The sequence below is a fragment of the Bacillus sp. JNUCC-21 genome (genome assembly GCF_041222765.1).
Classification (GTDB): Bacteria; Bacillota; Bacilli; order Bacillales; family Bacillaceae; genus Bacillus; species Bacillus velezensis.
The window spans coordinates 185,781-198,256 of the sequence record NZ_CP166019.1 but is presented as its reverse complement, the minus strand read 5'-3'; the positions used below and the strand labels follow the sequence as shown (position 1 = coordinate 198,256).

Sequence of the window (12,476 nt, the reverse complement as noted above, 5' to 3'; positions counted from 1 at the left end):
TCCTTTTTCATTCTGTTGAAGAAGAATCAGCGCTTGATCCGTCTTCATCCTGGTCTTGATTTTGATCCTGGTTTTGACTTTTATTCTGATCGCTGTCAGTGTCGTCTTCCCGGTTCTTGTTCTTGTCTTTGTCTGCGTCTCCGCTTGTGCCGTTCTTATTGCCGGAATCAGCGGAGCCGCCGTCATTTTTATTTGAACTTGTGTTTTTCTTAGAAGTCAGCTTGATCTTAACCGTGTCTTTTGACAGGGACCATGTGACGTTTTGCGGGCCGTTTACTTCAAGCTTTACAGAGTGCTCTCCGTCATCCAAGTCCGAGACATTGGCATACAGTTCAATGTCCGACTTTTTCAGCGCCTTAATGTTGGCGGGAGAGCCTTTGGCCGTAATATTTATCGCCTGCGATTCAGGATCGAGAAACTCAATCTGCTGTGAGCCTCCCAGTCCGACCGTCTTGATTCCGACATTGTCAAAATCCTTTTTGTCTTCACTGTCCACTTTAACATGAAGCGTGATTTTTTCCGGTGATACCTTGGTGACACCCTTAGGAAGCGGGATATCGGCATTGATATCGGTATCTTTATCAATTTTGCCTAAATCAAGAGATACGCCGTCAATAAATTCAAGTGAATCCAGCACATACTGCGGGCCGTAAACCGTCACCTCACTCGGATTCGAGTCAATGCTCGCAACGCTCACCCCGTCCGGAAGACTTCCCTTTCTTTCGATTTTGAAAGGAAGCTTTTTGCTCGGACTTGCTACGGGAACCGTCACTTTAATGACTGACGGTTCAACATCAACAGGAAGTGCGTTGCCGTCTTTGTCATAGACGGTCACCTTCACTTCCTTTTCAATGGTCTCATTTGCATTTTCAAGGTTCACGGATGCTTTGACAAGTGAAATGTTATCAATCACATTTTTCGAACCTGTAATCTGCACGTTTTTCGGGCTGATAATCGGCTGCTGAGGGGTGTATCCCTTTTTCATTTTGCTTTTATTGTAGTATTCAACTTCCACAGGAAAACTCTCAGCCGTTTTTTCCTGAATCGTAACCGTCGTGACTGACGGGTTAATGGAGATTGTCAGTCCGTCCGATACGTTTTTCGCCTTCAATTCGACCTTATGAGTCCCGGTCTTCAGCTTATTCATATCGGCGTATATCTCAAAATTCTTCGTCTGTCTCGCCTTTTTCACCGCGCTTGTCGAGCCTTTAATCGTGACATTTACGGTCTGGGGCACGCCGGTGACGACATAGTTCGCTTCATCATAGTATGCTTTTACAGGAATATCAGTAAGCGTAGCCTCGTCAGTCGTTGATGTCGGAAAAAAGGATTCCCCCGGCTTTTTCGGAGTCGGCGCCTGGTTGTTGTTAACCGCAACGTAAAGCAGCAGCGCAAAGAGCAATGCAATGATCTTTACAGCCCAGCGGTTGTTTAAGAATTTATCCATTTTTCTTGCCCCTCCAGTACCAGCGGTTAGAAGAAGTATCTCTGGCGTTTTTCTTAAACTCGGCTTCAAGCATTTCTTTCAGTGCTTCTTCCGTCAATTCTCTATGAAGGTCTCCGTTTTTGGCCACACTGATGGCGCCCGTCTCTTCAGATACAATAATGGTTAAGCTGTCCGTCACTTCACTGATGCCGACAGCCGCTCTGTGACGCGTCCCCAGCTCCTTTGAAATAAACGGGCTTTCAGAAAGCGGCAGATAACAGGCAGCCGCCGCAATCTCGTTATTTTTCATAATGACCGCTCCATCATGCAGCGGTGTATTTGGGATGAAGATATTAATCAAAAGCTCCGAGCTGACCTGCGCATTAAGCGGGATGCCCGTCTCAATATAATCGCCCATTCCCGTATCGCGCTCAATCGCGATGAGTGCGCCGATGCGGCGTTTCGCCATGTAGCTGATCGATTTTGTAATCGCTTCAATTGTCTTATGCTGCGCTTCCTCCACGGGGGTTCCGCTCCTGGAAAAGAACCGGCCCCGTCCGAGCTGTTCAAGCGCCCGTCTCAGCTCAGGCTGGAATATAATGATGATCGCTAAAAATCCCCATGTTATCGCTTGGTCCATCAGCCACTGAAGCGTGCTGAGTCCCAAATATGAACTGGCCATCCGGACCAATACGATGACGACGATTCCTTTTAAAAGCTGAACCGCCTTCGTCCCGCGTATGACCATGATTAATTTATATATCACATACCAAACAAGGAGAATATCAACGGCATTGCCGAGGTATTGCAAAAATGGGATGTCCTCAAAAGCCATTTCCTCGTCCTCCAAGAATTCAGTCATTTCGTTTTTCTGTTATGAATTGTGCTGCATGAGCAATATGTACATCATATAGCGTGCTCATTATACCACATTTTGATTTCTCAAGTGAAATGAGCCAGAGCGGCGATGCACAAAAAAAGAGTAAAGCGATTATACGCTTTACTCATCTTCACTCGGGTCCAAAGCGCTCACGACGCCCTGGCCCGCCGATTTCAGTTCGTACCAGACCCAGTCAAACAATTGGTTAATCTCTTCAATCTGCCCGGTGACTTGTCCGGCTGAGGCCATGTATTTTTCTCCGTTGACGACGGTCACATTGCCGTCGACTTTTCCTTCAATGAACAGCTTGCCGTTTTTTACTGTGACATCGCCCTTTACGGTCTCGCCTTCAGGGACGGTGACCGTGTGATTCTGCACGACAAGGTTCGGCTGTTTGGACACACTGAAATTGTGGTCATTATGCCAGCTGTTGAAAAAACCGCCGCCCATTAAAATCACAAAAACCGCTGCGGCTGCAATCATCGGATGAGTTTTGATCCATCGTTTTACAGAAGCGCGTTTTTTCTCTTTTGGAAGATTCGCCATAACTTTGGCAGTAAAATCAGCAGGGGCCGTGACATGCGATGTGCTTCGGACGAGTGCTACGGATTTCTCCATTTCATGAAAATGCCGTTTGCAATTCCCGCATGACTGCAAATGTTGTTTTAATACGTTTTCATCTTCAGGAAGGATATCTCCATCAAGATGCTTATGCATAAGCTGCACGATCTGTTCAGGACAGCTCATTTCATCACCCCACTTAAAGATCCCTCAATTGTTTTCTAAGAGCCTCTCTGCCTCTGTGTATCCTTGTCTTGACGGTGCCGACAGGGATATTCAGAATCTCCCCGATTTCAATTAAAGAGAGTTCGTCAATATACTTTAATACAATAACCGTTCTGTACTTGTCAGGCAGCTTTAAAATCTTTTTCTGAATTGTGTCCGACAGCTCCAATGACAATACGGCGTCTTCAGGGAGAACCCCGTCCGCGGCGATCTGCGAATACATCGTCAGCCCTTCTGCTCCCGCTACTTCTGCGTCCAGATAGTAATCAGGCTTTTTCTTGCGGATGCGGTCAATGGTCAGGTTGGTCGCAATTCTGTAAAGCCACGTTGAAAACTTTCTGTTGATATCGAAACTGTCGATATTGACATACGCTCTGATAAAAGCTTCCTGCGCAATATCTTCCGCTTCGTGAACATTGCCGAGCATGCGGTAGCAAAGCTGGTAAATCTTATCTTTATAAAGGTCAACGATTTCTGCAAACGCATTTTGATCGCCTTTTTTGACTTGCTTGATTCTTTTTTTAATCAGGTTTTCCATGTTTTATCTTACCTCTGCCCTTCACCGGTCTGTATCTATACGTTGATTGTTTTAAAAGGTTTCATTTTTTTTATTACATTTATTTTACCAAATTTCAGGCAGGGTGTAGATGGAAAATACAGAATATACTGCCTTAACAGCAGCTTAAAAATAGTATATCTGATGAACAATCAGAAATCGAAACAAAATGCTGATAAAAAAAAGACACCTTTATGCAAAAGGTGTCTGAGACTGGGCTAGCTGGATTCGAACCAACGCATGACGGAGTCAAAGTCCGTTGCCTTACCGCTTGGCTATAGCCCAAAAATGGTGGAGGGGGGCAGATTCGAACTGCCGAACCCTGAGGGAGCGGATTTACAGTCCGCCGCGTTTAGCCACTTCGCTACCCCTCCGTATTTTTTTGAAAAACAGTGCCGGCCAGAGGACTTGAACCCCCAACCTACTGATTACAAGTCAGTTGCTCTACCAATTGAGCTAGGCCGGCAAATATGGTGGAGGATGACGGGCTCGAACCGCCGACCCTCTGCTTGTAAGGCAGATGCTCTCCCAGCTGAGCTAATCCTCCATATGACCCGTACGGGATTCGAACCCGTGTTACCGCCGTGAAAGGGCGGTGTCTTAACCGCTTGACCAACGGGCCTTTGTGTCCGCGTCGAGCTGACAAAAGTTATTATATACAGGTTGTACCCCATTTGTAAAGAGAAAAATTATTTTTTTTATTTTCAAACTTTTTTACCCGTTTTTTAACTGAAAAACTCATCCCTCCTCTCTTATTTCATTTATGATGAAAGTATCAAAATATTGAAGGGAATGGACACAGATGATCTTAGTCAGCTCTTGTCTCGGCGGTATCGAATGCAGGTATAACGGCTCTCACGCCGCTTCGAAAAAAATCCGCAGACTCGTAGAAGAAAAGAAAGCTGTTATGGTCTGCCCCGAACTTTTGGGCGGCTTCACCACTCCCCGCGAACCGGCGGAAATCATCGGCGGCACGGGCGAAGACGTGCTGAACGGAACAGCAAGAATCGTAACGGCATCAGGCGAAGACGTTACGGCTTTATATATGGACGGCGCGGAAAAAACATTAGCATACGCAAAAGAAATAGGCGCCGCCACGGTCATCCTTAAAGAAAACAGTCCGTCCTGCGGCAGCAGCTTTATCTATGACGGCACTTTCTCAGGAAAAAAAATAATCGGAGACGGCATCACTTCCGCTCTTTTAAAACGGGCAGGCTGCCGTGTTCTATCAGAAGATGAATTGGATCAATTATAAAAAAGGAGAGTAGATATCATGGATGTAGCCCTGTCCTTTTATAAACCGGAGCATGCAGACGGACTGAACGGGTTTGTGCTGAGTGAAGAAGATAAAAAGTTCACAGCTCTCCCGAAGGATGTCCTGCCGCAGGCTCTTGTCATCCGGGATCGCTACCCGACAGTCATTTTAAAAGAAGACCGCCCCGTCGGTTTTTTTATTTTACATACCTCAAAAGAAACCATTGCCCCGTATTCGAATAATGTGTCTGCCATTTTGCTGAGTGCGCTGTCCTTACATGCGCCGCATCAGGGAAAAGGTTATGCCAAACAAGCGATGCTGCAGCTCCCCGCTTTTGTCGCAAATTACTTTCCTTGGTGTGATGAAATCGTGCTTGCTGTAAACCATCGCAATCATCGTGCAAAGAACCTGTACCGGTCTTCCGGTTTTATTGATAAAGGTCGTCGCAGGATCGGCCCCATCGGTGAACAGCACATTCTGCATCATTTTTTGTGAAAGCGCTTGATTATTCATCTCATCCCTGCCGATTTTTCTTGAAACATCTATTCAGAAGCCCATATACTTCAAGTATTAACGACTTGGGAGGGTACAATCATGACAGACCGGCTTAACATTCACAGATTGACCACAGAAACCAGAAATCCGCAGACCGCTTCAATCCATCAAGCAGACACGATGGAAATTCTCCGCATCATTAACGAAGAGGATTTCAAAGTGGCTGAAGCCGTTCAGCAGGTGCTGCCCGATATTCAGATTGCCGTTCAATTCGCCCATCAATCATTACGGCGAAACGGCAGGCTGATTTATGCGGGAGCGGGCACAAGCGGCAGACTCGGTGTACTGGATGCGGTTGAATGCCCGCCTACATACAGCGTAAGTCCTGACACCGTCATCGGTCTGATGGCCGGAGGAGCAGACGCCTTTTTGCAAGCGGCTGAAGGTATAGAAGACAGCGAGGAAACCGGCGCTCTCGATCTCAAAACGATCGGGCTTACCGCAGAAGACACCGTGATCGCCATCGCGGCAAGCGGGCGCACGCCGTATGCGGCCGGTGCGCTGAAATACGCAAAAACAATCGGCGCCAAAACTGTCGCGCTCACATGCAATAAACACTCATTGATCAGCACTTATGCCGATCACAGCATTGAAGTCGTCGTCGGCCCCGAAGTGATTACAGGGTCAACACGAATGAAAGCGGCGACGGCACATAAAATGATTCTGAACATGATTTCCACGGCCGTGATGATCAAAAGCGGCAAAGTGTACGAAAATTTAATGGTGGACGTTCATATCAGCAACGAAAAATTGAAAGAACGCGCAATCGGCATTATCCAAAGCATCACGGGCGTTCCGTACGACAAGGCAAAAGAAACGCTTGAGGCCTCAGGCAGCCATGTCAAAACCGCAATCGTCATGCTGAAGACGAATTCGGACGAAGCACACGCGAAGGCACTGCTCAAAGAATCAGACAACTTCATTGACAAAGCCATTGAACAGCACGTTTCAAAAGAAAAAGAACGCTGATCATTCTTTTGTGGAAAATAATTTGTTTTTACGAGCCCGCGCCGTTTTCATGATCGGCGCAGGCGCTTTTAGGACGCGTTTCAGGCACAGCTCCCCGGGAAAAATCGTACGGACAAAGGAGGATCTCCATGAGCAAAGAGGCATTTTATCAGTCACTGGCCAAAGATATCCTGGACAATTGCGGCGGTTCATCGAATATTTCAGGCTTTACCCACTGTATGACACGCCTGAGGATTACACCTTTAGATCAGGACAAAACGGATATTGAAGCGCTGAAACGGCTTGACGGGGTAATAGGCGTCGTCGAAGCCGAAACACTGCAGATCATTCTCGGCACGGGTGTCGTCAATCATGTCGCCGACGCTTTCGCAAAACTTATGTCATCCGGAAAAAACATTGATTTAAAAGAAGCCGCCTCACGGAAAAAAGCCGATCTCAACAGAAAAAACACCACACCCATCAGACTGTTTCTGAGAAAAATATCAAGCATCTTCATTCCCCTTATTCCCGCACTCATTGCATCAGGTTTAATCACCGGTATTACGAAAGCCGTCATTCAGGCCGGCTGGCTCCCGAAAGAATCCCAAATCGCACTTATTTTAACGGTTATCGGTTCAGGCTTATTCGCATACCTCGGCGTCCTTGTCGGCATCAATGCGGCGAAGGAATTCGGCGGGACTCCCGCGATGGGCGGCCTTGCGGGTATATTGATCCTTAACCCTGAGATCGCCAATATCAGTTTGTTCGGAGAGAATCTGCTCCCTGGCAGGGGAGGATTAATCGGCGTTCTTTTCGCTGCGGTTTTTATCGCTTATACCGAACGGTTTATCAGAAAGTACGTCCATCAATCCATCGACATTATCGTCACGCCTACATTGTCTTTACTTATCACCGGGCTGGTGACATATGTCGTTTTTATCCCTGCAGGCGGTTTTATTTCTGATCTCATTACATCAGGTTTATTGTCGCTGCTGAATGTCGGGGGAGTGCTCTCAGGGTTTGTACTGGGAGCCGCCTTCCTGCCGCTTGTCGTCACCGGCCTGCATCAGGGCTTGACTCCCGTACATTTGGAATTAATCCGATCAATCGGAGATGACCCGCTTCTTCCGATTCTCGCGATGGGAGGCGCGGGTCAGGTAGGGGCGGCCTTCGCCATCTTTATGAAAACAAAAAAAGCCTCATTGAAAAGAGCGATCGGCGGAGGACTTCCATCCGGTCTGCTCGGAATCGGAGAGCCGCTCATCTTCGGCGTCACGCTCCCGCTCGGCCGGCCGTTTTTGACGGCGTGTTTAGGGGCGGGAATCGGCGGCGCCTTTCAAGCCCATTTTCAGGTGGCTACTTTTTCAATCGGTGTCTCCGGCCTTCCGCTCTCGTTTCTCGTACAGCCGGCTCAAATCGTTTTGTATATCATCGGTCTCTTCATCTCTTACGCGGCGGGCTTTTTCTTCACTTATGCGTTCGGATTTAAGGATGACATGGCTGCTGAATTTGAATAAACCGGGAGGGATCAGAATATGAAAACACTGACAGCCGCCATACTCACAATGGTCATCAGCCTCTCTTTTCTGCCGCAGCACAAAGCCGAAGCCCAATCCAAATTATACGACGCAGCAAAGCTCAGAAAGGTTGATCAAATGATTGAAAAAGACATCGCAGCAGGATTCCCCGGAGCCGTCCTCGTCGTCGTAAAGGACGGACGGGTGATCAAAAAGAAAGCATACGGCTACAGCAAAAAATATGACGGGAACACCCTTTTATCCCGTCCGAAAAAAATGAAAACATCAACCATGTTTGATCTAGCTTCCAATACAAAAATGTACGCGGCGAATTTTGCATTACAGCGACTCGTCAGCCAGGGAAAGCTTGATGTGTATCAAAAAGTCTCGGCTTACCTTCCTGATTTCAAAGACAGAAAAAGCGATCCGATTCAAGAAAAAGACCGCATTCGCGTCATCGATGTGCTCCAGCATCAATCCGGTCTGCCGGCAAGCTTTTATTTCTATCAGCCGGACACCGCAGGCCCTTTGTATTCACAAGAACGGGATAAAACGATCCGTTTTCTCACTCAAATCCCGCTTGCATACAAACCGGGAACAAAACACGTATACAGCGATATCGGTTACATGCTTCTCGGCTGCATCATTGAAAACATAACCGGAAAAACCCTTGATGCCTATGCGGAACAAGAACTGTACAAACCGCTGAAACTGACGCACACACTGTTCAACCCGCTGCAAAAAGGCTTTAAAGAAAAAGCATTCGCAGCTACTGAACGTTTAGGCAACACACGTGACGGAGTCATCCATTTCCCTCACATCAGGGCGTATACGCTGCAGGGGGAAGTTCACGATGAAAAAGCATTTTACTCAATGGGTGGGGTGTCCGGTCACGCCGGGCTGTTTTCCAGAGCTGATGATATGGCCGTCCTTCTTCAAGTCATGCTGAACGGAGGCAGTTATAAACACGTTTCTCTCTTCAATAAAAGAACGGCCGATTTGTTCACCACGGCGGCATCCTCTGATCCGACTTTCGCTCTCGGCTGGCGGAAAAACGGCAGCCCGGATATGGAGTGGATGTTCGGCCCTTATGCAAGCAGGCAGGCATATGGCCATACGGGATGGACCGGCACCGTCACGATTATTGATCCCGCTTATAAGCTGGGGATCGCACTTTTAACCAATAAAAAGCATTCCCCCGTCGTCAGTCCCGGTGAAAACCCGAATGTTTTTGAAGGGGATCTTTTTCCGACCGGAAGCTACGGCAGCGTCATAAAAACGATTTATGAAGCCATTGAATGACAACCCATGTCTTTTGTCCAAACTATGAAGGCAGGAGGGCACCATCATGAAACTTGTCATCTCAGCTGTATTACTGTTGTTCATTGTTTTCGGCACGCATCATGTATCGACAAAACCGGACATTCCGTCACAGGCGGAACAAGCGGTATCCCGTATGACATTAGATGAAAAATTAGGGCAGATGCTCATGCCTGATTTTCGCAATTGGCAAAAAAAGGGGCAGTCATCACCTGAGGCTCTTACCAAAATAAATGACGAAGTCGCAGGGCTTATTCAAAAGTACCGGTTCGGCGGCGTTATCTTATTTGCAGAAAATGTAAAAAACACTGAGCAAACGGTACGCCTGACAGATGCCTTTCAAAAGGCGAGCCCTGCCATTCCGCTATTATTAAGCATTGATCAGGAGGGCGGCATCGTAACTAGACTTGGTGAGGGCACTCATTTCCCAGGCAATATGGCGCTCGGAGCCGCTAGAAAAACAGCCTACGCGTCCCAGACCGGCGCCATTATCGGGAAAGAACTGAAAGCACTGGGCATTAATACGAATTTCGCACCCGTTCTCGATATCAATAATAATCCCGGAAACCCTGTCATCGGCGTCAGGTCGTTCAGTTCAGACCGAGATCTGACAGCTTCACTCGGCCTTGCCTCAATGAAGGCTCAGCAAAAGCAGGATGTCGCTGCCGCCGTCAAACATTTCCCGGGACACGGCGACACGGATGTCGACAGCCACTACGGCCTTCCGCTTGTCACCCACAATCAAGAAAGGCTGCGTCAGATTGAACTTTATCCGTTCCGGAAGGCCATTCAGGCCGGAGCTGATATGATCATGACAGCCCATGTGCAATTTCCCGCGTTTGACGATACAACCTATAAAAGCAAGCTGGACGGTTCAGACATCCTCGTACCCGCCACACTCTCGAAAAAAGTGATGACTCATCTTCTCCGTGGAGAAATGGGATTTAACGGCGTCATCGTTACGGATGCATTAAATATGAAAGCCATTGCCGATCATTTCGGCCAGGAAGAGGCGGTCGTCATGGCCGTAAAAGCAGGAGTCGATATTGCCCTGATGCCGGCCCAAGTGACATCGCTGCAAACGGAAAACCGCTTTGCCCGGGTTCATTCCGCATTAAAAAAGGCGGTACAAAAAGGGGAAATTCCGCTGCAGCAAATTAACAAATCAGCGGAACGCATCATTTCCCTGAAAATAAAACGAGGGATATATCCCGCACCGAAAGAGACAAATCTGAAAAAGAAGATTGCAAAAGCAAAGAAAACCGTCGGCAGCAAAAATCATCTGAAAGCTGAAAAACAAATCGCGGAAAGGTCCGTCACCGTCTTACAAAACAAAAACCGCACGCTCCCATTCAAACCGAAAAAGAACAGCCGCGTTCTCATTGCCGCTCCATATGAAGATCAAACAGCGTCAATGGAACAAACCATTCGGCAGCTCATCAAAAAGAAAAAAATCCGGCCGGTAACCATCAGTAAAATGAACTTCGCCGAGCGTACATTTCATGATGAACACAAAAAGCAGATATCTGACGCTGATTACGTGATTACAGGCTCATATGTTGTGAAAAATGATCCTGTCGTAAACGACGGCGTGATTGACGATTCCGTCACAGATCCCGGCAAGTGGACGACTGCATTTCCGCGGGCCGTCATGAAAGCCGCACAATCGAACCAAAAACCCTTTGTGCTGATGAGCCTGCGTAATCCATATGACGCTGCGAACTTTGAAGAAGCTGAAGCCCTTATCGCAGTCTACGGCTTTAAAGGATATACAGACGGACAATTTCTCCAGCCAAACATTCCGGCAGGCGTTGAAGCGATATTCGGACAGACAACACCGCAAGGCAGACTGCCCGCTGACATTCCTTCCGTCACGCATCCGGGAACGACACTGTATCCTTATGGTTTCGGTATCAATCTGAAGACCGGAAAACCGCTTTAAACAGGAGGACTGATCATGAAAACACAAACGGCTGCGCTTCTTGCCGGATTAGTCGTCATCAGTGCTATGACGGCAGTCTCGGCGGCTTCTGACAGAAACCTTCATACCGCCAAGAAACCAAGCATCCAAACAGGCATCGACCGCCTGCTGAAAGATTATAAACAGGAACTGAAGGGAAAAAGGGTCGGGCTGATCACCAACCCGACCGGTGTGAACAATTCATTGAAAAGCAGCGTTGACGTGCTGTATGAGGCACCAGACATCCACTTGACGGCATTATTCGGACCGGAGCACGGTGTCCGCGGCGATGCTCAGGCCGGAGACAAAGTCACATCCTATATAGACGAAAAAACAGGGCTTCCCGTCTACAGCCTGTACGGGGAAACGAGGAAACCGACGCCTGACATGCTGAAAGATACAGATGTGCTGATTTTCGATATTCAGGATGTCGGAACGCGATACTACACCTACATTTATACAATGGCCTATGCCATGGAAGCGGCAAAAGAAAAAGGCATTCCTTTTTATGTCTTGGACCGGCCGAATCCGCAAGGCGGACGAAATCCGGACGGCCCGGTTCTTGAACCGGATTACGCTTCATTTGTCGGACTGTATCCGATCCCGCTGAAGCACGGCATGACGATCGGTGAACTTGCTCTTTTATTCAATAAAGAGTTTCATATCGGCGCCGACCTAACCGTCGTAAAAATGAAGCGCTGGAAGCGGACGATGACAATTGAAGATACCGGTCTGCCGTTCGTCCTCCCTTCGCCTAATATCCCGACCCCGGACAGCATATTCGCATATTCGGCGACAGGACTAATCGAAGGCACAAACGTATCCGAAGGAAGGGGCACGACAAAGCCGTTTGAACTGATCGGCGCGCCTTATATGAAAAGCACCGAGCTCGAAGAACGCCTGAACAGTCTCAAGCTTCCGGGCGTCACCTTCAGAGCCGCATCATTTATCCCCAGCTTCTCCAAGCACCAGGGCAAACTGTGCCACGGCGTACAAGTCTACGTAACAAACAGAAACACATTTGAAGCGGCAAAAACAGGGCTTTCCATTCTGAAAACCATGCATGACTTATATCCGAATGACTTTTCATTCTTGCCGACAGGCTCTTTTGACAAGCTGATCGGTAACGGCTGGGTACGCAAAAAAATAGAAAAAGGCACTTCCATTGAAGACATCACCGGCACATATCAACGCCGGCTGGACCAATTCAAAACTATAATAAAACAATACCTCATATACTGACAACATTCGTGTTACACGTGTAACATTTTGA

The 12,476-nt window shown here is 47.8% G+C and carries 11 protein-coding genes and 5 tRNA genes; 7 read left to right on the top strand and 9 right to left on the bottom strand.

Going from position 1 to position 12,476, the window contains the following annotated elements; translation table 11 throughout:
* Positions 1–7 precede the first annotated feature (7 nt).
* The 9 genes from JNUCC21_RS01140 to JNUCC21_RS01100 form a co-directional block, all read right to left on the bottom strand.
* Positions 8–1,447: a YbbR-like domain-containing protein gene (locus JNUCC21_RS01140; RefSeq protein WP_072588739.1), complete on the bottom strand. Its 1,440-nt coding sequence runs from the start codon at positions 1,445–1,447 to the stop codon at positions 8–10.
* Complete coding sequence (gene cdaA, locus JNUCC21_RS01135; RefSeq protein WP_003156763.1) at positions 1,440–2,261, bottom strand: diadenylate cyclase CdaA; 822 nt, start codon at positions 2,259–2,261, stop codon at positions 1,440–1,442. The genes JNUCC21_RS01140 and cdaA overlap by 8 nt, the downstream gene beginning before the upstream one ends.
* Positions 2,262–2,426: 165 nt before the next feature.
* Entirely contained in the window at positions 2,427–3,053 is a 627-nt protein-coding gene (gene rsiW, locus JNUCC21_RS01130) for an anti-sigma-W factor RsiW (protein WP_011996220.1), read from the bottom strand.
* A gap of 13 nt (positions 3,054–3,066) precedes the next feature.
* The gene (gene sigW / locus JNUCC21_RS01125; protein WP_003156766.1) at positions 3,067–3,630 is read right to left on the bottom strand and encodes an RNA polymerase sigma factor SigW; all 564 of its coding nucleotides are present in this window, start codon (positions 3,628–3,630) and stop codon (positions 3,067–3,069) included.
* Between the two features lie 231 nt (positions 3,631–3,861).
* A tRNA-Gln gene (locus JNUCC21_RS01120) sits at positions 3,862–3,933 on the bottom strand.
* Positions 3,934–3,937: 4 nt separating this feature from the next.
* Positions 3,938–4,022: transfer RNA gene (locus tag JNUCC21_RS01115), tRNA-Tyr, on the bottom strand.
* Positions 4,023–4,041: 19 nt separating this feature from the next.
* Positions 4,042–4,114, bottom strand: a tRNA-Thr gene (locus tag JNUCC21_RS01110).
* A gap of 5 nt (positions 4,115–4,119) precedes the next feature.
* A tRNA-Val gene (locus JNUCC21_RS01105) sits at positions 4,120–4,195 on the bottom strand.
* Positions 4,196–4,198: 3 nt separating this feature from the next.
* Positions 4,199–4,270 (bottom strand) — tRNA-Glu (locus JNUCC21_RS01100).
* A 180-nt stretch (positions 4,271–4,450) separates the two neighbouring features.
* On the opposite strand from JNUCC21_RS01100, the gene JNUCC21_RS01095 reads away from it, so the two are divergent.
* The 7 genes from JNUCC21_RS01095 to JNUCC21_RS01065 all read left to right on the top strand — a co-directional run bounded on the left by JNUCC21_RS01095 (position 4,451) and on the right by JNUCC21_RS01065 (position 12,445).
* Positions 4,451–4,903 (top strand): DUF523 domain-containing protein, encoded by a 453-nt coding sequence (locus tag JNUCC21_RS01095; protein WP_072588738.1) that lies wholly within the window; start codon positions 4,451–4,453, stop codon positions 4,901–4,903.
* Between the two features lie 18 nt (positions 4,904–4,921).
* The gene (locus tag JNUCC21_RS01090) at positions 4,922–5,398 is read left to right on the top strand and encodes a GNAT family N-acetyltransferase (RefSeq protein WP_015239057.1); all 477 of its coding nucleotides are present in this window, start codon (positions 4,922–4,924) and stop codon (positions 5,396–5,398) included.
* Between the two features lie 99 nt (positions 5,399–5,497).
* The gene (gene murQ / locus JNUCC21_RS01085; protein ID WP_369878497.1) at positions 5,498–6,427 is read left to right on the top strand and encodes an N-acetylmuramic acid 6-phosphate etherase; all 930 of its coding nucleotides are present in this window, start codon (positions 5,498–5,500) and stop codon (positions 6,425–6,427) included.
* Between the two features lie 128 nt (positions 6,428–6,555).
* Complete coding sequence (locus JNUCC21_RS01080; RefSeq protein ID WP_369878496.1) at positions 6,556–7,923, top strand: PTS transporter subunit EIIC; 1,368 nt, start codon at positions 6,556–6,558, stop codon at positions 7,921–7,923.
* Positions 7,924–7,941: 18 nt separating this feature from the next.
* A complete protein-coding gene (pbp4b, locus tag JNUCC21_RS01075; RefSeq protein WP_025284143.1) occupies positions 7,942–9,225 on the top strand; it encodes a penicillin binding protein PBP4B in 1,284 nt (427 codons plus the stop codon).
* A gap of 46 nt (positions 9,226–9,271) precedes the next feature.
* Complete coding sequence (locus tag JNUCC21_RS01070; RefSeq protein WP_369878495.1) at positions 9,272–11,185, top strand: glycoside hydrolase family 3 N-terminal domain-containing protein; 1,914 nt, start codon at positions 9,272–9,274, stop codon at positions 11,183–11,185.
* 15 nt (positions 11,186–11,200) lie between these two features.
* Positions 11,201–12,445, top strand: a complete 1,245-nt coding sequence (locus JNUCC21_RS01065) for an exo-beta-N-acetylmuramidase NamZ domain-containing protein (RefSeq protein ID WP_369878494.1) — start codon at positions 11,201–11,203, stop codon at positions 12,443–12,445.
* The last annotated feature ends 31 nt before the right edge of the window (positions 12,446–12,476 follow it).